Source organism: Streptomyces sp. CHD11 (assembly GCF_018638295.1).
Lineage (GTDB): Bacteria > Actinomycetota > Actinomycetes > Streptomycetales > Streptomycetaceae > Streptomyces.
Window position 1 is genome coordinate 355,056 of record NZ_JABTTS010000003.1, and the last position, 19,921, is coordinate 374,976.

The 19,921-nt window shown below is 72.8% G+C and carries 17 protein-coding genes; 8 read left to right on the forward strand and 9 right to left on the reverse strand.

Annotated features, from left to right (window positions below):
• Positions 1–10: 10 nt before the first annotated feature.
• The 3 genes from HTV45_RS05180 to HTV45_RS05190 all read right to left on the reverse strand — a co-directional run bounded on the left by HTV45_RS05180 (position 11) and on the right by HTV45_RS05190 (position 2,745).
• Positions 11–925, reverse strand: a complete 915-nt coding sequence (locus HTV45_RS05180; RefSeq protein WP_215204383.1) for an SDR family oxidoreductase — start codon at positions 923–925, stop codon at positions 11–13.
• 102 nt (positions 926–1,027) lie between these two features.
• On the reverse strand, positions 1,028–1,657 hold the full coding sequence (locus tag HTV45_RS05185; protein ID WP_215204384.1) for an MBL fold metallo-hydrolase: 630 nt from the start codon (positions 1,655–1,657) through the stop codon (positions 1,028–1,030).
• On the reverse strand, positions 1,657–2,745 hold the full coding sequence (locus HTV45_RS05190) for an S-(hydroxymethyl)mycothiol dehydrogenase (protein ID WP_215204385.1): 1,089 nt from the start codon (positions 2,743–2,745) through the stop codon (positions 1,657–1,659). Before HTV45_RS05190 ends, HTV45_RS05185 begins: the two co-directional genes overlap by 1 nt.
• Before the next feature lie 133 nt (positions 2,746–2,878).
• Here HTV45_RS05190 and HTV45_RS05195 point away from each other — a divergent pair, with 133 nt between their 5' ends.
• From HTV45_RS05195 to HTV45_RS05205, 3 genes are all read left to right on the forward strand, one after another.
• Complete coding sequence (locus HTV45_RS05195) at positions 2,879–4,633, forward strand: ABC transporter ATP-binding protein (protein ID WP_215204386.1); 1,755 nt, start codon at positions 2,879–2,881, stop codon at positions 4,631–4,633.
• 158 nt (positions 4,634–4,791) lie between these two features.
• Positions 4,792–5,157, forward strand: coding sequence for a nuclear transport factor 2 family protein (locus tag HTV45_RS05200; protein ID WP_215204387.1), 366 nt, complete (start codon positions 4,792–4,794; stop codon positions 5,155–5,157).
• 130 nt (positions 5,158–5,287) lie between these two features.
• The gene (locus HTV45_RS05205) at positions 5,288–5,662 is read left to right on the forward strand and encodes a nuclear transport factor 2 family protein (RefSeq protein WP_215204388.1); all 375 of its coding nucleotides are present in this window, start codon (positions 5,288–5,290) and stop codon (positions 5,660–5,662) included.
• On the opposite strand, the gene HTV45_RS05210 is transcribed toward HTV45_RS05205, so the two are convergent.
• Entirely contained in the window at positions 5,628–6,332 is a 705-nt protein-coding gene (locus tag HTV45_RS05210; RefSeq protein WP_215204389.1) for a TetR/AcrR family transcriptional regulator, read from the reverse strand. The genes HTV45_RS05205 and HTV45_RS05210 overlap by 35 nt on opposite strands.
• Before the next feature lie 176 nt (positions 6,333–6,508).
• On the opposite strand from HTV45_RS05210, the gene HTV45_RS05215 reads away from it, so the two are divergent.
• On the forward strand, positions 6,509–7,771 hold the full coding sequence (locus HTV45_RS05215) for a YncE family protein (protein ID WP_215204390.1): 1,263 nt from the start codon (positions 6,509–6,511) through the stop codon (positions 7,769–7,771).
• Positions 7,772–7,945: 174 nt separating this feature from the next.
• On the opposite strand, the gene HTV45_RS05220 is transcribed toward HTV45_RS05215, so the two are convergent.
• From HTV45_RS05220 to HTV45_RS05235, 4 genes are all read right to left on the reverse strand, one after another.
• Positions 7,946–8,443, reverse strand: a complete 498-nt coding sequence (locus HTV45_RS05220; RefSeq protein ID WP_215204391.1) for a metallophosphoesterase — start codon at positions 8,441–8,443, stop codon at positions 7,946–7,948.
• Between the two features lie 66 nt (positions 8,444–8,509).
• Positions 8,510–8,689, reverse strand: coding sequence for a hypothetical protein (locus HTV45_RS05225; RefSeq protein WP_215204392.1), 180 nt, complete (start codon positions 8,687–8,689; stop codon positions 8,510–8,512).
• A gap of 117 nt (positions 8,690–8,806) precedes the next feature.
• A complete protein-coding gene (locus HTV45_RS05230; protein WP_215204393.1) occupies positions 8,807–9,226 on the reverse strand; it encodes a CBS domain-containing protein in 420 nt (139 codons plus the stop codon).
• A gap of 163 nt (positions 9,227–9,389) precedes the next feature.
• Complete coding sequence (locus HTV45_RS05235) at positions 9,390–11,831, reverse strand: SpoIIE family protein phosphatase (protein WP_215204394.1); 2,442 nt, start codon at positions 11,829–11,831, stop codon at positions 9,390–9,392.
• 375 nt (positions 11,832–12,206) lie between these two features.
• On the opposite strand from HTV45_RS05235, the gene HTV45_RS05240 reads away from it, so the two are divergent.
• Positions 12,207–14,375, forward strand: coding sequence for a SpoIIE family protein phosphatase (locus HTV45_RS05240; protein ID WP_215204395.1), 2,169 nt, complete (start codon positions 12,207–12,209; stop codon positions 14,373–14,375).
• Positions 14,376–14,652: 277 nt separating this feature from the next.
• On the opposite strand, the gene HTV45_RS05245 is transcribed toward HTV45_RS05240, so the two are convergent.
• The gene (locus HTV45_RS05245) at positions 14,653–15,975 is read right to left on the reverse strand and encodes a S1 family peptidase (protein ID WP_215204396.1); all 1,323 of its coding nucleotides are present in this window, start codon (positions 15,973–15,975) and stop codon (positions 14,653–14,655) included.
• Positions 15,976–16,541: 566 nt separating this feature from the next.
• Between HTV45_RS05245 and HTV45_RS05250 the strand changes: the two genes are divergently transcribed.
• From HTV45_RS05250 to HTV45_RS05260, 3 genes are all read left to right on the forward strand, one after another.
• Positions 16,542–16,757 carry a type A2 lantipeptide gene (locus tag HTV45_RS05250; protein ID WP_215204397.1) on the forward strand — a complete coding sequence of 72 codons (216 nt, stop codon included), beginning with the start codon at positions 16,542–16,544 and terminating at the stop codon, positions 16,755–16,757.
• Positions 16,758–16,874: 117 nt separating this feature from the next.
• Positions 16,875–17,681: an HlyD family efflux transporter periplasmic adaptor subunit gene (locus tag HTV45_RS05255; RefSeq protein WP_215204398.1), complete on the forward strand. Its 807-nt coding sequence runs from the start codon at positions 16,875–16,877 to the stop codon at positions 17,679–17,681.
• 17 nt (positions 17,682–17,698) lie between these two features.
• On the forward strand, positions 17,699–19,921 hold the full coding sequence (locus HTV45_RS05260; RefSeq protein ID WP_215204482.1) for an NHLP family bacteriocin export ABC transporter peptidase/permease/ATPase subunit: 2,223 nt from the start codon (positions 17,699–17,701) through the stop codon (positions 19,919–19,921).

Sequence of the window (19,921 nt, forward strand, 5' to 3'; positions counted from 1 at the left end):
CGGGACGGGATCAGCGGTAGCCGGTCACGTCCGCCGGCTTGCCCGCGTCCTGGACCTCGACGAGGTAGCGCCAGGCGTCGGGCCGGCTGCCGTCGAGGTCGGTGAATCCGTACTCCCGGGCCAGGCCGCCGCTGGAGAGGGAGGTGCCGTTGAAGCGGGCCACGTCCGGGTCTGCGGCGAGGGCGGTGACGGCCCGGCCGGCATAGCGCGGGGTCTCGGAGATGGCGAAGTGCGGGACGTCGGCGAGGGCGTCGCGCCAGTTGTCCTCCCGTACCCCGAAGTGGTCGAGCATCATCTCCGAGCGCAGCCAGCCCGGGGTGAGGGCGACCGCCGTGGCGCCGCGCGGGCCGAGTTCGTGGCCGAGGGCGAAGGCCATGCGCAGCACGGAGGACTTGGCGAGGTCGTAGAAGAAGGAGACGCGGTAGTGACCGTCGTTGTAGTCGGCGGTGCCGTCGGTGACCTCGACGACGAGGCCGCCGGGGTTGCGCAGCAGCAGCGGCAGGGCGTGGTGGCTGGTGATCGCGTGGGTCTCGACGGCGAGCCGGAGCAGGCGCAGGCCCTTGTCCAGGTCGTGCTCCCAGACGGGAGCTTCCCACGCGAAGAGGTGCTCGCCGCCCCAGATGTCGTTGACGAGGACGTCCAGGCGGCCCTGCTCGTCGGCGATCCGGTCGACCAGCGCCTTCACCCGGTCCGGTTCCAGGTGGTCGGTGGGCACCGCGATGCCCCGGCCGCCCGCCTCGGTGACCAGGTCGGCGGTGTCCTCGATGGTCTCGGGGCGGTCGTACTCGGAGCGGCGGGCGCGGGTGCTGCGGCCCGTGACGTACACGGTCGCGCCCGCCGCGCCCAGCTCCACCGCGATGCCCCGTCCGGCTCCCCGGGTCGCCCCGGCCACCAGCGCGACCTTGTCCCTCAGCTGCTCCGACATGTACGGCCTCCCGTCGTCCCTGCTCGGCTGTCGCTTCGAGGGTGACGGGTAAGCCGGACATCTCCTGTCGCCTTTTCGCGCCGGTCACCCGGGCGGGCCGGCTCAATGGCCCCGCGCGATCCATTCCTCCAGGTGCGGGGCCTCCGCGCCGATGGTGGTGGGATCCCCGTGGCCGGTGAGGACCCTGGTCTCCGGCGGGAGGGTGAGCAGCCGGTCCCGGACCGAGTCGATGATCGTCGGGAAGTGGGAGAAGGAGCGGCCGGTGGCGCCGGGACCGCCCTGGAAGAGGGTGTCGCCGGTGAAGACGGCGCCGAGCCCCGGGTCGTGCAGGCAGACCGCGCCGGGCGCGTGCCCGGGGGTGTGCAGCACCGTGAGGTCGGCGCCGGCGGCCTCGATCACCTGTCCGTCGGCCAGCCAGGCGTCGGGGTCGCGGTCCGGGTGGGTCTGCTTCCACAGCCCCAGGTCGTCGGGGTGCAGCCAGATGGTGGCGCCGGTGCGCTCGGCGAGGGCGGGGGCGGCGTCGATGTGGTCGTTGTGGGCGTGGGTGCACACGATGGCCGTCAGCCGCCGGTCCCCCACCGCCTCGGCGATCGCGTCGGCGTCGTGGGCGGCGTCGATCACGATCGCCTCGTGGTCGTCGCCGACGATCCACACGTTGTTGTCGACGTCCCAGGTCCCGCCGTCGAGGCTGAACTGCCCGGAGGTGACCAGTCGTTCGATGCGGGCGGTCATCACAGCACCACCACCGAACGCAGCACGTCGCCGCGGTGCATCCGCTCGAAGGCCTTCTCCACCTCGTCCAGCTGGATGGTCTCGGTGACGAACGCGCCGAGGTCCAGGCGTCCCTGGAGGTGCAGGTCGATCAGCATCGGGAAGTCCCGGGAGGGCAGACAGTCCCCGTACCAGGAGGACTTGAGGGAGCCGCCGCGGCCGAAGACGTCGAGGAGCGGCAGTTCCAGCTTCATCTCCGGGGTGGGCACGCCCACCAGGACGACCGTGCCGGCCAGGTCACGGGCGTAGAAGGCCTGCTGGTAGGTCTCGGGGCGGCCGACGGCCTCGATGACGACGTCGGCGCCGAAGCCGCCGGTGAGTTCGCGGATCGCCTCGACGGGGTCGCCCTCGCGCGAGTCGACCGTGTGGGTGGCGCCCATGGAGCGCGCGGTCTCGAGCTTGCGTGCGTCGATGTCGACGGCGATGATCTTCGCCGCTCCGGCGAGCCGGGCCCCGGCGATCGCCGCGTCACCGACACCGCCGCAGCCGATGACGGCGACCGAGTCGCCCCGGCCGACGTTGCCGGTGTTGATGGCCGCGCCGATGCCGGCCATCACACCGCAGCCGAGCAGTCCGGCGACCTGGGCGGAGACGGCGGGGTCGACCCTGGTGCACTGTCCGGCGGCGACGAGGGTCTTCTCGGCGAAGGCGCCGATGCCCAGGGCCGGGGAGAGTTCCTGACCGGTGGAGGCGAGGGTCATCTTCTGCCCGGCGTTGTGGGTGTCGAAGCAGTACCAGGGGCGGCCCCGCAGACAGGCGCGGCATTTCCCGCACACGGCCCGCCAGTTGAGGATCACGAAGTCGCCGGGTCCGACATCGGTGACGCCGTCGCCGACCGACTCGACGACGCCCGCGGCCTCGTGGCCGAGCAGGAAGGGGAAGTCGTCGCTGATCCCGCCCTGTTTGTAGTGCAGATCGGTGTGGCACACCCCGCAGGCCTGGACCCGCACGACCGCCTCGCCGGGTCCCGGGTCGGGTACGACGACCGTCTCGATCCGCACCGGCTCGTCCTTGCCGGGTGCGATCACGCCGCGTACTTCCTGGGCCATGGTGCTGACTCCTTCGTCGGCCGGTGTCCGTCCCCCCGACCCTACGCGGGAATGATCGGTGATGCCGCCCGCCGTGCGGCGGGCCGGTGCACTCCACGTAGCCTGATGTTCCATCGTCGCCGAGGGGGGCCACGTGACCATCGCAGCCGAGGATTCCGCTCCGCCCGCCTGGCGACTGCTGTTCGGATATGTACGCCCGCACCGGTGGGCCCTGCTGGGCGGTGCCCTGCTCTCGCTGATGACCGGGGCGACGGGGCTGATGCTGCCGCTGGTGGCCCGGGAGCTGATCGACGACCTCTCCGGCGACCGGAGCATCACCGGACCGCTGCTGCTGATGTCGGCCCTGGTCGTCGCCAACGCCGTGCTGGGCGGGCTGGGTTCCTATGTGCTCCGGCGCACCGCGGAGTCGGTGGTGCTCGGGGCACGGCGCTCCCTGTCGTCGTATCTGCTGCGGCTTCGCATCGCGGCCGTGGACCGCAGTGAGCCGGGTGACCTGATGGCCCGGATCACGTCCGACACCACGCTGCTGCGTGAGGTGACCACCGATTCGCTGGTCGGTCTCGGCACGGGCGGGCTGACGCTGATCGCGACCGTGGCGCTGATGGGCTTCGTGGACCCGGTGCTGCTGGGTGTCACGCTGGGTGTGATCGCGGTGGCGGGCACGGTGCTCGGAGTGATCGTGCCGCGGATCAACCGGGCCTCCCGGCGGGCGCAGGACGCGGTCGGGGTGATGGGTGCCTCGCTGGAGCGGGTGCTGGGCGCGCTGCGCACGGTGAAGGCCTCGGGCGCGGAGCCCCGGGAGGAGCGCACGCTGCACGAGGCCGCGCAGGAGTCGTGGCGGCAGAGCGTGCGCGCCGCCAAGTGGTCGGCCGCGGCGGGGAACACGGCCGGTCTGGCGATGCAGATCGCGTTCATCACAGTGCTCGCGGTGGGCGGCGCGCGGGTGGCGACGGGCGCCATCGACATAGGGACGCTGGTGGCGTTCCTGCTGTTCGTGTTCTATCTGATGGCGCCGATCCAGTCGGTCGTCGGCGCCGTCACGCAGTACCAGACGGGCAGCGCCGCCCTGGCCCGCATCCAGGAGGCGCTGCGGCTGCCCGCCGAACCGGCGGCCGGTCCCGCGCAGCTGCCCGGCCCCGGCACGGCTCCCGCCTCGCTCACCTTCGAGGGTGTCCGCTTCCGGTACGCCGACGATCTGCCGTACGTCCATCACGGGGTGACGTTCTCCGTGCCCGCGCGGGGTATGACTGCGTTCGTCGGCCCGTCCGGCGCGGGCAAGACCACCGTCTTCTCCCTGATCGAGCGGTTCTACGACCCCGGCTCCGGTGTGATCACGCTGGACGGCCGGGACGTGGCCGAGTGGGAGCTGTCGCGGCTGCGGGCGGCGATCGGCTATGTGGAGCAGGACGCGCCGGTGCTGTCGGGCTCCCTGCGGGAGAACCTGCTGCTGGGCAGTCCGGAGGCGGACGAGGACTCGGTGACGCGGGTGCTGCGGACAACCCGGCTGGACGGTCTGGTGTCGAGGATGCCGGAGGGTCTCGACACGCTGGTCGGGCACCGCGGCACCAAGCTGTCCGGCGGCGAGCGCCAGCGGGTGGCCATCGCCCGCGCGCTGCTGCGCCGGCCCCGGCTGCTGCTGCTCGACGAGGCCACCTCTCAGCTCGACGCGGTGAACGAGGCGGCGCTGCGTGACACCGTCGCCGACGTGGCGCGCACGACGACGGTCCTGGTGGTCGCGCACCGGCTGTCCACGGTGACGATGGCCGACCGGATCGTGGTGATGGACGCGGGCCGGGTCCGCGCCGTCGGCACGCACCGGGAGCTGGTGACCTCCGATCCGCTGTACGCGGAGCTGGCGACGACCCAGTTCCTGGCGACGGCCGGCTGACCCGGGGGCACGGCGGGTACCGGCCGCGGCGTACACGGGGCGTCCGGGCACGTCACGGGGTCCCGGCTTGCCCTGTCCGCCGGGGCGGGGGAGGCTCGTGGAGAGGCCGTTACGGCCCGCCGGAGGTCCGGGCCGCGGCCTCGGAGGAGGCGGTCATCATGACATCCGAGGCACAGCCCCGCTTCGGCACGGACACCCTGCGCCAGGGCATCGAGGCGGACTCACCGGCGCCGCTGGTGGCGCTCTACGCGGACGACGCGGAACTGCGCGTCGTCGACCGCGACGCCCAGCCCAGCCATCCCCGGGTCCTGCGCGGCCGGGACGAGATCGCGGCCATGCTCGACGACGTCTACAGCCGCGACATGACACATTCACTCGAGGCGTGTGTGGTGCAGGGCGACCACGCGGCGTACTGCGAGAGCTGCCGGTACCCGGACGGTGTGCGGGTGCTCTCGGAGTCGATGCTGACCCTGCGGGACGGGAAGATCACCGGGCAGACGATGATCCAGGCCTGGGACGAGTAGCCGCGCGGGCCCGGCCGGCACGTCAGGGCGGCGTCCGTCCGCGGCTCGTCGCCCCGGGGGCTGTCACCCCCTGCCGGTCACCGCACCGGACCGCTGACGGCGTCCGAGTGCGGCTGGTATGACTGGGTGCATGCACGCAGACACCGCTCGCTCGGCCATCGACACCTTCGTCTCGGCGTTCAACGCCTCGGACGACGCCTATGTGACCGCTCTGCTGTCGCAGGCGCTCACCTCGGACGTGGTCTTCTGGGGCCCGCTCGGCAGGAGCGAGGGTATCGAGGCGGTCGAGCACTTCGTGCTGGACATCCGGCGGCACCCGGCCGGATCGGGCACCATGGTGCGCTGTTCCGGGGTGGACATGCCGGACGAGTGGGCCCGGTACCGGTGGGTGTTCACCACACCCGGCGGGGGCCCGCGACTGGCGGGCACCGACGTCGTTCACCTGCGGCGGGGCCTGATCGACCAGATGATCATCTTTGCCGGGGACCTCGAACCGGCCGGCTGACGGGCGGTCGCTCCGACGCCGGCATCCAGCCGGGCGGGCGGAGGATGCTCAGGAGCTGGCGGACCAGTTCCTCCACCACCTCGTCCAGGGTGGCCTCCACCCAGCCCGCGCTCCAGTCGTGGAGCAGACCGTTGACGCTGCCGATGAATCCGGTCGCGGCGAGCCGGTGGTCGCGGGGCGCGGCCTCGCCCCGATCGGCGGCGCCCCGGGCCTCGGCGCAGATCAGCTCCACCCACTGGGCACGGCGGGCCAGGCGCTGTTCCTCCAGACGCGGACTGACCCCGATGATCTCGACGAACGCGATGCGGATCCGCCGCGGGTCGCGGGTGACCTCGGCGGCGTAGGCGCGGAAGACGGCGTCCGCCCGTTCGGCGACCGGGGTGTGCGCCGCACGGGCCGCCGCGGCCAGCACCGCCGCCTCCGCCCGGTCGTTGACCTCGAGATGCAGCACGGCCAGCACGTCCTCCAGGTTGCGGAACTCCTCGTAGAACTGACGGGTCGACAGGCCCGCGGCCTCGCTGAGGGCGGCGACGGTGGTGGACCGGTAGCCGGGGCCGGCTCCGAACAGTTCGAGGGCCGCGTCGAGGAAGCGCCGGCGCCGCTCGGCCTTCCGCTCCTCGGCGGACTTCCCGGCGTAGCGGCCGCGCGGTGCGCTCGGACTGCCCGGCACCGGCCCTCCCCTCCTTGTCCCCACAGCCAATTTTGTCGTGTACGCAGTCTTGTGGAGACGGCCAACCCTCCTTACTTTTCAGTAAGTTGATTCTGAAAGCGCCTGTGTTCAGATTCCCGAACCCCTGTCCTGGCACGCCTCACTCATGCCCCCCACTCACAGAGGAGAGAGCAGTCATGCCGCTCCGCAGAACCAGGCACCTGTGCGTCCTCGCCGCCGCCCTCGCCCTGACCGTCACCGCTCCCGCCTCCGTCGCGAGCGCCGCCGGTGACAATCAGACCTCCGCCGACCCCCTGCGGGAGGTGCTGTTCGTGGGCAACAACTGGGACGGCACCGCCGATGTCATCGAGTCCGCCGGTGACTTCGGCCGGATCGGCCGGATCGACGTCATTCCCGACCGGGACGAGCGGATGGCCGAGATCAACGCCAACCCGATCCACTGGATCTACTTCATGGCCATCCGCAACAGCGTCGGGGAGGGCCACGACCAGTTCGTCGACGACATGTACTCCACCCCGGACGGCACCTCGGTGGTGGTCTCCCGGCCGAGCTTCGCCGACGTGGTCTCCCTCGACCTCGCCACCGGAGAGGTCAACTGGCGTTTCCGCGTGTCCGGTTACCGCTCCGACCACATGGCCGTCTCCCCCGACGGCAAGCGCGTCGCCGTCTCCGCCTCGACCTCCAACAAGGTCCACGTCCTGGACATCGAGACCGGCGCGGAACTCGGCTCGTTCGCCACCGGCGACAAGCCGCACGAGAACATCTTCAGCGCCGACGGCAAGCATATCTGGAACATGTCCATCGGCGAGGTGAACACCGCGCTCGACGCGCCGTGGCTGGACTGGACGAAGGGCGACCGGCGCATCACGGTGGTCGACGCGACCACGTTCCGGCAGACCAAGGTCATCGACATGCGCGAGCGGCTCGACGCCATCGGGCTGGGGGACTACTCGGACGCGGTCCGCCCGGCCGCCTTCTCCCCCGACGAGTCGAAGCTCTACTTCCAGGTCTCCTTCTTCAACGGCTTCTTCGAGTACGACGTCGCCACCGACCGCATCACCCGCGCCAAGACCCTGCCGAAGAACCCCGCCACCAGCGCGGACCGCACCACCTGGGTCAACGACTCCCGCCACCACGGCATCACCATGAAGCCCGACGGCACCAAGCTCTGCGTCGCGGGCACCATGGACGACTACGCCACCGTCGTCGACCGCACCACCCTCCAGGAAGGGCCGCTGGTCACCGTGTCCAAGCCGTACTGGGCGACCGTCAGCGGCGACGGGAACTCCTGCGTGGTCTCCGAGAGCGGCGCCGACCGGGTCACCGCGATCGACTTCGCGACCGGCGAGAAGACCGTGTCCGTGCCCGTCGGCGACCACCCGCAGCGGGTCCGCCTGGGTCAGGTCGCGGAAGGCTGGTCCGGCCCGTCGGCCGGCTGAGCGCGGCGGAGCGGTCCGTCCACGGGCGGCGGGAGACCGGAGAGGAGCGGGTGTGAATGCCGCGCGGGCGGGTGGCCGGCCGGCGTCACAGCCGATCGTGGGAAGGATGTCCGTGAAAGCGCGCGTACTCACGGTGCCGGGGCCGCTTCCGTGCGGGCGAAGCGGCCCGGCCCGTCAGCGCGGTGGCAGCGGGTGGAGATCCACCTCGAGCCGGCCGCCGCCGAGCGTCGCGGTCATATAGGTGTGGTGGGGCTGACGGCGGCGGTCGGTCGGCGAACCCGGATTGAGCAGACGAAGTCCCGTGGGCGCGGTGGTGTCCCACGGGATGTGGCTGTGCCCGAACACCAGGACGTCGAGGTCGGGGAAGCGCGCGGCGCACCGGGACTCACGCCCCTGCGCGGGCCCGGTCTCATGGATCACGCCGAAGCGCAGCCCCCCGAGTTCGGCATACGCGATCTCCGGCAGCCGGGCGCGAAGACCCGGACCGTCGTTGTTCCCGTACACGGCGATCAGGCGGCGACTGCGGTTCTCCAGCAGGTCGAGGGTGTCGGTGTCGACCCAGTCCCCCGCGTGGAACACGACATCAGCGCGGGTGATCTCGTCCATCAGCGGTTCGGGCAACCGCCTGGCGCGCCGGGGCAGATGGGTGTCGGACATCAGGAGCAGCCGCATGGGGCCCAGCCTAGGCGTCCGGCCGTGTCCCGCCGGGCGGCTCGACCGGTGGCGTCCGCCGGTCGTCTAGTCGTCGCCCCTGACGATGTTCTCCTCCGCCCCCGTGGCCGGCCGGGTGGAGGGCGTCCCGCGCTCCACGGCGGGCAGGCAGGTCCGCAGCGGATCCTTGCCGCGCAGCCGCCGGGCCCGAGCCCAGCCGGTCTCCGGGCGGCGGGGCCGGGGTTTGCCGCTGATCTCCGTTGTCATGACGCATCATCTTCCTTCTAATTGAGCCGGCCTTCGGGTCCCCGGTGCCGGGCCGGGCAAACACCCGCCGTCCCGGCCGGTGCCCGTGGCGGGGGGCGTCCGGTGTCCCGGAGGGGATCAGGCCTGGGGGCGGGCCACGCTGATGTCGCTCAGGGCCGACTCCGGGTCGCGTTCCATGGCGGCGTCGCCCAGCGTGACGACGCCGACGGCGTGTCCGCCCTCGACGACCGGGACGCGGCGCACGGCATGCCGGCGCATCAGCCGCACCGCGTGGTCCAGGGCGTCGTCGGGTGCCACCGTCACCAGGTCCTCGCTGCACGCGCCGGCCACGGTGGTCTCCTCGGTGTCCACACCCTGCGCGACCGACCGCACCACCAGGTCGCGGTCGGTGACCAGCCCGCGCAGCCGGTCGCCGTCGGTGACGAGTACGGCCCCGAGGTCGCGGTCGCGCATCACGCGGGCGACCTCCGCGACGGAGGTGTGCGGCCCGACCGTGACCGGTGCGGCGGTCATGATGTCGCGGACGTGCTGTGCCATGACGTGTCCCCTCTCGAGACTGCGGAAGCCTCACGGGTACCCGGTGGAGCCGCGCGGTCACCAGGCGCGTGCGGCTGCCCCGGGCCGGGCGCGGACAGCCGGCCGGCACAGGGTGGAGGTCGTCCAGGCCGGGGGCGTCCAGGCCGGGGGCACCGGGGCGTCGTCAGCGCAGGACGAACTCCGCCCACACCTGTTTGCCGCCGCTGACCGGAAGGGTGCCCCAGGTGGCCGACACCGCCTCGACCAGCAGGATGCCCCGGCCTCCTGTGGCCTCCCAGGCGATGCTGGTGGGCTTCATCGGGCTGCGGGGTGAGGAGTCGGCGACCGCGAGCCGCAGCCGGCCGCCCACCAGGGTGAGGTCGAGACGGACCTGGCCGCCGGTGTGCACCAGGGCGTTGGTCACCAGTTCGGAGACGGCGAGCAGGGCGGCGTCGATGTCCTCGGTCACACCCCAGGAGCGCAGGGTGCGCCGGGTGAAGCGGCGGGCGTGTCCGACCGCCTGGGGCACCCGCCACACCGTCCAGCTCTCACGCAGCGGGAGCGAGGTCATGCCGTCGTAGCGCATCAGCAGCAGGGCGACGTCGTCGCTGCGCGGGGCCTCGCCGAGCAGGGCGTCGGCGACCGGCCCGAGATGGGCGGGGTCGGCGGCGGACAGCTGCCGGGCGAAGCGGTCCATGCCCTCGTCGATGTCGGCCTCGTGCGACTCGACCAGACCGTCCGTGGTCAGGGCGACCAGGGTGCCGGGCCCGAGCCGCAGCGGGCTCATGGGGAAATCGCTCTGCCGCACCACCCCGAGCGGCGGACCGCCCTCGGCCTCGGCGATCTCCGTACGCCCGTCCGGGTAGCGCAGCACCGGCGGCAGATGACCGGCGCGTACGCACCACGCCAGGCCCTCCTCCATGTCCACGTCGACATAGCAACAGGTCGCGAAGAGGTCCGTCTCCATGTCCATGAGCAGCCGGTTGGCGTGGGAGACCACCACGTCCGGAGGGTGTCCCTCGACGGCGTAGGCGCGCAGCGCGGTGCGCATCTGGCCCATGAGGGTGGCGGCGCCGGCGTTGTGGCCCTGGACATCGCCGATGACGAGGGCGACGTGGTTGTCGGGCAGGGGGATCACGTCGTACCAGTCGCCGCCGAGCTCCAGCCCGACGGTGCTGGGCAGATAGCGGGCGACGGCGACCGCGCCGGGCAGCCGGGGCAGCCGGCGGGGCAGCAGCTGGCGCTGGAGCATGCCGACCAGCTCGTGTTCGGCGTCGAGGGCTCGGGCCCGCGTCAGGGCCTGCCCGGCGAGGCCGGCGGCCGCGGTGAGCAGGGCCCGTTCGTCGGCGCCGAAGTCGTGCGGGGCGTCCCAGCCGATCAGACAGGCGCCGGCCATACGGTTGCCGGCGGGCAGCGGCAGCACCGCCAGGCCGCCGGGGCCGACCTCGGCGAGAGCGGTCTCCAGCATGGAATTCGCCGGCCAGATGCTGGCGCGGCCCTCCCGCAGGGCGGCGGCGAGGGTGGGCATGGTGCGCACGGGTGCCTCGGGCCACTCGGTGCGCCACTCCGCGCGCCACAGTTCCGGCCACGCCTCCGGCTCGGGCGGGTCCAGGACGGTGACGACGAGCCGTTCGTTCTCCAGCTCGGCCAGCGCGATACGGTCGGCACGCAGCGGCCGGCGCAGCGCGGCCACGACGGCCTTGCCGACGTCGCGAACGGTGACGGCGGTGGCCAGCGCGGCGGCGAGCCGCTGGACGCGGGCCACGTCGGTGATGTCGGAGCGCAGCGTGGAGACGTCGGCGACGGAGCCCACCAGCCGGGCCGAGCGCCCTTCCCCGCCGGGCAGCAGCCGGCCGCGCAGCCGGAGCCACTTGGGCGGTCCGGCCGGCTGGAGCACCCGGAACTCCAGTTCCCGCTCGCCGATCGTCATATGGTCGGCCTCGACAACGGACATCAGCGAGGGAAGGTCCTCCGGCACCGTCAGGCCCAGCAGGGTCTCCACCCGCCCGTCGAAGTCGCCGGGCTCGAGACCGAACAGCTCCAGGACGGCCGGGTCGACCATGAGCCGGCCGGTGTCCATGGCGAGGCTGAAGCCCCCGGGCGGCGGCTCCCCGCCCTCGGCGGCCGCGAACGGCGCCGGGAAGTCCACGGCGTCGGCGACGAGGCCGAGACAGACGCGGTCGTCGGCGTCGAATCCGCCGGGGCGCTCGCCGACCACCAGGAGACAGCCGCCGCCCCCGCGCACGGGCAGGGCCGCCAGATGGAAGTCCCGGCTCGGCACGCGCCTCGACTGGGCCTGCGCGGCGAGGTCCTCGGGCGTCAGCCACACCGGCCGGCCGCGGTGCGCCTCGGCCACCGGTGACCGCCCCGCGGCGGGATAGCTGTCACGTACCCCGCACAGGGTCTTCGGCATCCCGGCGGACTCCGTCAGACGGAGCTGTTCCCCGTCCGCCCCGGGGGTGTACACGGCGGCGAACGCGGCCCCGGCGAAGACGAGAGCCTGCTCCAGTACCCTGCGCATCCGCTCGGGTGAATCCGGTTCGACCGTGACCGCCGCCAGGGCACCTTCCGCACGCAGCGTTCTCGTGCTGCGTCCCGCAGCGCCCTCACTGGCCACGTTGGCCATTACAGCGCTAATGGGACACCGGCGCAGCCCCTGTGCGCGTACGGCGGCCGGGCGGTCCGGCCCGCACGCGGGTTCGGCGGCCGGGCGGACCGGCCCCCGTGCGACTTCGGTGACCTGGCGGACCGGCTCACACGCGGGATCCGTGACCCGGACCTGTGGCCTGGTCGGCGGCCGGGCGGTCCGGCCCTTTCACCCCGGGACTGCGGCGCGGGCCTTGGAGTCCCGGTCGCGGGGTAACCGGAGGGTGCGCCGTGGCAGCGGGCCCCGGCCGGTCCGCTCTCACCCCGGTGTACGGCCCCGCTCCCTCGTCCGCTCGTCGTGCGCGACGGTCCGGCAAGGGGGAGATTGGGTCGCGGGACGCGGCCGTGCGAGGAGGTGGTCGGCGTGTCCGAGGGACAGTCGTCCGCGCGGGCGCCGACGGGTGCGCAGGCACCGGCGAGCCCCCGGGTGCCCATCGGCCGGCCGCTGCTGTCGCTGACGCTGGCGGCGATGATGGACGAGGTGCACGCCCACTCCGGGGCGGTGTATCTGCTCGCCCCCGACCATCCGGTGCTGGAGATGGCGGTGATGGCGGGGCTGCCGCGCGCCTTCGCCGCCCCCTGGGAGCGGGTGGGGCTCAGCGCGCCGATCCCCGTCTCGGACGCGGTGCGCGAGCGCCGGCTGGTCTGGGTGGGCGGCGAGGAGGAGATGGCCCGCCACTATCCCCGGATCGCCATGGTGCTGCCGTACCACTTCGCGCTGGCCGCGCTGCCGGTGGCGACCCCGGCCAAGGCGTACGGTGCGGTGTTCGTGACCTGGCCCGGCGGGCATCCGCCGGAGCTGTCCGACTGGGAGCGCGATCATCTGACCGCCGCCTGCGACCGGCTGGCGGTGCGGCTGGAGCGGGCCGCCGAGCAGAGCCTGCCACTGGCACCCGAGCCGGATCTGCTGGCCGCGCCGCTGGTGGGCGGCTTGGCCGGCACGCTCGGAACGGTGGAGGCCGCGCGGATGGTGTCCCGGCTGCCGTACGGTCTGTGCTCACTCGATGTGCACGGGCGGGTCGGCTTCGCCAACGCTGCCGCCGCCGAACTGCTGGACGTCCCGGCGGACCGGCTGCTGGGCGCCCAGCTGTGGGCGTCGGTGCCGTGGCTGAACGATCCCGTGTACGAGGACCGCTACCGGGCCGCGATGTTCAGCCAGCACGTCACCTCGTTCGTCGCGCTGCGTCCGCCGGGCGAGTGGCTGTCCTTCCGGCTGTATCCGAGCACGACCGGACTCAGTGTCCGGATCAGCCGGGCCCGCGCGGTCACCGAGATGAACCGCACGGCGCCGCCGCCCGGGCGGGCGGGCACCCGGCTGGTCACCATCAGCCAGGTGCTGAGCCTGGCCGGCGCGCTGACCGAGACGGTCGGGGTGGAGGACGTGGTGCAGCTGGTCGCGGACGAGGTCGCTCCGGCCGTGGGCAGCCAGGGGCTGGTGGTCCTCGGCTCCCGGGCGGGCCGGCTGCGCGTACTGGGGCACCGCGGATATCCGGACCCGCGGGTCGTGGAGCGGTACGACGGTATGCCGCTGTCGGAGCCGACCCCCGGCAGCCAGGTGCTGCGTACGGGGGTGCCCGCGTTCTTCGGGAACCGCGCGGAGCTCGAGCGTCTCTATCCGTCGCCGGTACACGTCTCCGGGTTCGCGGCGTGGGCGTATCTGCCGCTGATCGCCTCGGGGCGCCCGGTGGGGACGTGTGTGCTGTCGTACTCGGCGGCGCACCACTTCGCGACGGAGGAGCGGGCGGTGCTGACCAGTCTGGCGGGGCTGATCGCCCAGGCGCTGGAGCGGGCCCTGCTCTACGACGCCAAGCACCGGCTCGCGCACGGGCTGCAGGAAGCGCTGCTGCCGCACACCCTGCCGTCGCTGGCCGGGATCGAGGCGGCCGCACGCTATCTGCCGGCGACGCACGGGATGGAGATCGGCGGCGACTTCTACGATCTGGTGCCGACGCAGGGCATGGCGGCCGCGGTGATCGGGGATGTGCAGGGCCACAACGTGACGGCGGCCGGGCTGATGGGGCAGGTCCGCACCGCCGTACGCGCCTACACCGCCGTCGGGCAGAAGCCCGAGGAGGTCATGCGGAGCACCAACCGGCTGCTGCTGGACCTGGGTTCGGAACTGTTCGCGAGTTGTCTGTATCTGCGGCTCGATCCCGTACGCGGACGGGCCGTGATGTCCCGTGCGGGCCATCCGCCACCGCTGCTGCGCCGGCCGGACGGGCGGGTCCGGGTGCTCGACCTGGCCGGCGGGCCGCTGCTGGGGATCGACGGTTCGGCGGTCTATCCGTCGACCGAGGTGGACCTCTCCCCCGGTTCACTGCTGGTTCTGTACACCGACGGTCTGGTGGAGTCCCCCGGTACGGACCTCGAGGACGCCCTGGCCGATCTGGGGCGGCGTCTCACCGAACTGGGTGACCTGCCGCTGGACGAGCTCGCCGACGCGCTGGTCCGGCACGGCGGGGGCGCGCAGGAGCGCCTGGACGACATAGCGGTGCTGCTGCTCAGGGCCCTGCCGGACGCCTGACACGGCCGGCCCGGACCGGCGTCCCGGCTCGAGGGGGCCACGGCTCGATCCGGGTGGAGGGGCCGGGTGTCACGGGGAGCAGGGGAGGCGTGGTCCGGCACGCGCCCCTCCGGGCGGCCGGAACATGTGAGGCCGGCGTCCCGCCGCCGGGCGGGCCGACCCTCGGCAGGGGATGCCTCACCGAGGCCGGACGTGCCCGCGGCGACGGCAGCGGCCCGGTCCCGTCACAGCTGGACGACGGGACCGGGCCGGTGTTGCCCGGGAGGACCGAGAGGGGTCAGTGGGTCTGGGCCGGACCGGAGCCGTCCCCGGCGGGCTGCCCCGCTCCGTCACCGGCTCCGTCACCGGCGTTCTGGCCACCGGGCTGAACGCCGCCGACCTCCTGGCCGCCGGCCTCCTCGCCCGCGCCCGCCTGGTCGCCGCCCGCCTGATCGCCGCCGGCCTCGTCGCCCGCTCCCGCGCCGCCGTCCGCGCCGCCGTCCGCGCCGAGGGTCGCGCCGACCGCCGCCAGGGCGGTGGTGACCGGCTGGAAGAACGTCTCGCCGCCGGTGGTGCAGTCGCCGCTGCCACCCGAGGTCAGGCCGATGGCGAGTCCGTCCCGGGTGAACATCGAGCCACCGCTGTCGCCGGGTTCGGCGCAGACGTCGGTCTGGATGAGGCCGGTGACCGTGCCCTCCGGGTAGTTCACCGTCGCGTTCAGACCGAGGACCTGGCCGTCGGCGAGCCCGGTGGTGCTGCCCATCCGGAACACCTCCTGGCCGACGGTGGCCTCCGCCGCCTGCGAGATCGGAACCGTCTGGCCGCCGACGTCGACCTCGCTCGGCGCCTGGGTGGCCGGGTCGTCGTACCGGACGAGCGCGAAGTCGCCCTCACCGGGGAAGAGTGCCTGGTCGACCGTGGCGATCGGCTGCCCGCCCTGCTGGTCGGACCACTGGTCTCCCCCGGCGGCGCAGTGACCCGCCGTCAGGAAGGCCGGGGCACCGTCGCCCGCGGTGACGTTGAAGCCGAGCGAGCAGCGCGCTCCGCCGGCGAAGATGGCGTCGCCGCCGGAGACGAACGTCTTGAAGGTGCCCGCGGACTTCTTGATGGTCGCCATGCCGGAGCCGAGGCTCTCCACGGTGGACTCCAGCCGGTCCCACTTCTCGCCGGTCACCGTGCTGTCGGCGGTGACGAGGATCTTGTTGGTGCGCGGGTCCACGGCCCAGGAGGTGCCCGGAATGGTCGCCCGCGCCTTCAGGGTCTGCGCCCCGGCGTCCAGTTCGGTCATGCTGTTGTCGACCTCGCGGACGGCCGCGCCCGCCTTCTCGGCCTGCACGACGACGCGGTCGTCGTCGCCCGGTACGACGTTGACGACGAGCTGCTTGCTGTCGCCGTCGTAGTAGGAACCGGCGAACGCGTCGCCGAGAAGCGCGGCGAGGTGCGAGGCGAGATCCGAGGCGTCGCCCGCCTTCAGGGTCCTGGGCGCCGCCGCGGCCGCGTCGCCGGACGCTCCGTCCTGCGACGCGTTGGCGTTCGGGAGCAGGATCGCGGCGGCTCCGAGCGCCACCACACCGCCCACGGCTATCGCGGCCTTGCGCTTCGGAATTCGCTTGTGACTCAAACTTCTCGACCTCCTGGGGGGACCGGAGTCGTGCCGCCGTTCGGCGGCTGTCGGGGGCGCCTGGACGGCTTCTGGTACGCACACGGCACGGGGCGCGTTCAATCGCGCCGCCTCCTCACACGAGGTGACCGTCCATGACCGGCGGGTGGCGATCATGAAGCGGAATCCCGGCTTCGGTGAATCTGCACAGCGAATGCCCAACCCGGTCACCGGAGCGGGGTCCGTCAGGGGGCCGGCCGGCCGGGTCACGTCTTTGGGCCCGGTGTGCCGGATTCCGGCCAGGGGTGCGCAAGTGGCCGGATGCGCCGATGCGGTGGACCGTGTGAAGGACTCGCCGTCAGGCCGTGCCCTCGTCTGCACGCCTGGACACCGGCGGGGCGCGAGTTGCCTGGTAGGACGTTTGATTGATTGGAAGGCCCCGCCCGGCGCGTGCTTTGATCCATCGCACCGCAAGGCCGCTCAGGGCTCCCGGCGACGGGTGTCCGGCGCCCGCGGTCCGCGGCCTTCATCTCCCCAGAGGGGGCCGCTCCCCCCGTGTGACATTCCATATGAAGGGAAGTTCCATCATGAACTCCACCCCCCAGGTCGAGACCGTCGAGATCTCCGACGCCGACCTCGACAGCGTCTCCGGCGGTCTGTCCGTGAACGCCGTGAACACCCTCACGGGCGCGGTGGACGGCATCGCCCCGGTCTCCGGCGTGATCGACACGGTCGTCGGCACCGTCGAGGGCGCCACCGGCCTGAACACCGCTCCGGTCACGAACCTGGTCGCCGGTCTCTGATCGCGCCTTCGTGTCACTGAGTCCCGGAGCCGCCCCCCGGCTCCGGGACTCAAGTGTTGCGCCGAAGTCCGAAGTTCCGGTTCCCGTCCCACAGTTCGCCCAGGTGAGGGAAGTCCCGTGCAGTTCCGTCAGCAGGCCCTCGCCAGGCTCCAGTCGCCGGAGGAACTCGATCTCCCCGTGCGCTTCGCCCGGCCGCAGGGCTGGTTGGTGCTGTCCGTGACGGTGATCGCGATGGCGGCCGCCTCGGTGTGGGCGGTGACCGCGACGGTGTCCTCCACGGTCGGCGCGCCCGCCGTCCTGACATACGGTCAGGGCAGTTACGTCCTGCAGAGCCCGGTCGCCGGCCAGGTCACCGCCGTCCTGGTGAAGGAGGGTGAGCGGCTGCCCGCCGGCTCCCCGGTCCTCAGGGTGCGTACCGGGGAGGGCGATGAGGTGGTCCGCTCCCTCGACGCGGGCCGGATCACGTCGCTCGCCGTCAGCACCGGACAGATCGTCGCCACCGGCACGGACGTCGCCGCCGTGGAGAAGGTCACCCGCGCGAACGCCCCGCTGTACGCGACGGTGTACGTCCCGGCCGAGAGCGCCGCCGGCATCCCCGCGCGCGCGCCGGTCGACCTGACGGTGCAGTCGGTACCCAGCCAGGAGTACGGCGTCCTGCACGGTCGGGTGAAGTCGGTGGACCGCTCGGCCCGGTCCGCCCGGCAGATCGCCGCGTTCCTCGGGGACGGCCGGCTCGGCGAGCAGTTCACCCGGGAGGGCAGGCCGGTGGCGGTCACCGTCGAACTGAAGAAGGCGTCCGGCACACGGAGCGGTTACGAGTGGTCCTCCGCGGACGGTCCGCCGTTCGAACTGACCTCGATGACCCTGGCGGAGGGCTCGGTGCGGCTGGCCGACCGGCGCCCCGTCGACTGGCTGCTGCCGTGAGCACCACCCGGGAGACCGTGAGCACCCCCCGGGAGACCCGGGGCAGACGCCGGGCCGCCCCGCCGAAGCGCAAGGTGCCCCGCTCCCGGGCGGGGACCGTCCGCACCCCCACCGTGCTCCAGATGGAGGCAGTGGAGTGCGGCGCCGCCTCGCTCGCCATGGTGCTCGGCCACTACGGCCGTCATGTCCCGCTGGAGGAGCTGCGCATCGCCTGCGGTGTCTCACGCGACGGTTCACGCGCCAGTAACCTGCTGAAGGCCGCGCGCGGTTACGGACTGACCGCCAAGGGCATGCAGATGGACCTGGCCGCGCTCGCCGACGTGGCGACGCCGGCCGTCCTGTTCTGGGAGTTCAACCACTACGTCGTCTACGACGGCACGGGCCGCCGCTTCGGCCGCCGCGGGGTGTACATCAACGACCCCGGCAAGGGCCGGCGGTTCGTCCCCCTGGAGGAGTTCGACGGCAGCTTCACGGGTGTCGTCCTGGTGATGGAGCCCGGCGAGGACTTCACCCGGGGCGGCCGCAGGCCCGGCGTGCTCGGCGCCATGCCGGCCCGGCTGCGCGGCACGGCGGGCACCCTGCCGGCGGTGGTGCTGTCGAGTCTGCTGCTGGTGGCGGTGGGCGCGGCGGTGCCCGGGCTCAGCCGTACCTTCATCGACGAGTTCCTGATCGGCGGCCGCACCTCGACGCTGGACGTGCTGTTCCCGGCGATGGGCGCCTGTGTCCTGCTCACGCTGGTGCTGACCTGGCTCCAGCAGGGCAACCTGCTGCGCGGCCGGCTGATCTCCTCCACGCTGTCCAGCGCCCGCTTCCTGCGCCATCTGCTGCGGCTGCCGGTGACGTTCTTCGCCCAGCGCAGCCCGGCCGACCTGGTGCAGCGGCTGCAGTCCAACGACGCGGTGGCCGAGACGCTGGCCCGCGATCTGTCGGCGGCGGGCGTGGACGCGCTGGTGGTCGTGCTGTACGCGCTGCTGCTGTACACCTACGACCCGCAGCTGACGTTCGTGGGCATCGGGGTGGCGCTGCTGAACATCGTCGCGATGCGGGTCGTCATCCGGCTGCGTGCGACGCGCACGGCGAAGCTGCGGGCGGACACCGCGCGCCTCACCAACACCGCCTACACCGGTCTGCAGCTGATCGAGACGCTGAAGGCGACCGGCGGGGAGGACGGCTACTTCCGCAAGTGGGCCGGTCAGCACGCCACGACGCTGGACGAACAGCAGCGGCTCGGGGTGCCGACGGCGTGGCTCGGCGTCGTCGCGCCCGCGCTCGCCACACTCAACAGCGCGCTGATCCTGTGGATCGGCGGTCTGCGCGCGGTCGAGGGACACGTCTCGGTCGGGCTGCTGGTGGCCTTCCAGGCGCTGGTGACCCGGTTCACCGCGCCGCTGACCCGGCTCAACGGCGTGGCGGGACGGATCCAGGACTTCGCCGCGGACGTGGCCCGGCTGAAGGACGTGGAGAACTTCCGGGCGGACCCGCTCTACGGACGTCCCGGTGCCGGGGAGTCGACGCGCCGGCTGCACGGCCACGTCGAACTGCAGAACCTCACCTTCGGCTACAACCCGCTGGACAAACCGCTGCTGACCGGGTTCGACCTGACCGTGGGGCCCGGGCAGCAGGTGGCGCTGGTCGGTGGCTCCGGCAGCGGGAAGTCCACGGTGTCGCGGCTGATCTCGGGGCTGTACACGCCGTGGGAGGGCGTGATCCGGATCGACGGGCAGCACATCGAGGACATCCCGCGCGGGGCGCTGGCGGCGTCCGTCTCGTTCGTCGACCAGGACGTGTTCCTGTTCGAGGGCAGCGTGCGCGACAACGTGGCCCTGTGGGATCCGTCGATCCCGGACGAGGCGGTGGTGGAGGCGCTCAGGGACGCGGCGCTGTACGACGTGATCACGCGCCGGCCGGGTGGCATCCACAGCCCGGTCGAGCAGGACGGCCGGAACTTCTCCGGCGGGCAGCGCCAGCGTCTGGAGATCGCGCGGGCGCTGGTGCGCCGGCCGAGCATCCTGGTCCTCGACGAGGTGACCAGCGCGCTGGACGCCGAGACCGAACTGTCCGTGATGGACAGCCTGCGCCGGCGCGGCTGCGCCTGTGTGGTGATCGCGCACCGGCTGAGCACGGTGCGCGACAGTGACGAGATCGTCGTCCTGGACCACGGCACGGTCGTGGAACGCGGACGGCACGGGGAACTGGTGGCGCGCGGTGGCGCGTACGCGGCGCTGGTCAGGGAGCGTTGA

Coding starts and splice junctions, on each gene's coding strand:
- HTV45_RS05180 (WP_215204383.1), bottom strand. CDS start 925: ATGTCGGAGCAGCTGAGGGACAAGGTCGCGCTGGTGGCCGGGGCGACC.
- HTV45_RS05185 (WP_215204384.1), bottom strand. CDS start 1,657: ATGACCGCCCGCATCGAACGACTGGTCACCTCCGGGCAGTTCAGCCTC.
- HTV45_RS05190 (WP_215204385.1), bottom strand. CDS start 2,745: ATGGCCCAGGAAGTACGCGGCGTGATCGCACCCGGCAAGGACGAGCCG.
- HTV45_RS05200 (WP_215204387.1), top strand. CDS start 4,792: ATGACATCCGAGGCACAGCCCCGCTTCGGCACGGACACCCTGCGCCAG.
- HTV45_RS05205 (WP_215204388.1), top strand. CDS start 5,288: ATGCACGCAGACACCGCTCGCTCGGCCATCGACACCTTCGTCTCGGCG.
- HTV45_RS05215 (WP_215204390.1), top strand. CDS start 6,509: ATGCCGCTCCGCAGAACCAGGCACCTGTGCGTCCTCGCCGCCGCCCTC.
- HTV45_RS05220 (WP_215204391.1), bottom strand. CDS start 8,443: ATGCGGCTGCTCCTGATGTCCGACACCCATCTGCCCCGGCGCGCCAGG.
- HTV45_RS05225 (WP_215204392.1), bottom strand. CDS start 8,689: ATGACAACGGAGATCAGCGGCAAACCCCGGCCCCGCCGCCCGGAGACC.
- HTV45_RS05230 (WP_215204393.1), bottom strand. CDS start 9,226: ATGGCACAGCACGTCCGCGACATCATGACCGCCGCACCGGTCACGGTC.
- HTV45_RS05235 (WP_215204394.1), bottom strand. CDS start 11,831: ATGGCCAACGTGGCCAGTGAGGGCGCTGCGGGACGCAGCACGAGAACG.
- HTV45_RS05250 (WP_215204397.1), top strand. CDS start 16,542: ATGAACTCCACCCCCCAGGTCGAGACCGTCGAGATCTCCGACGCCGAC.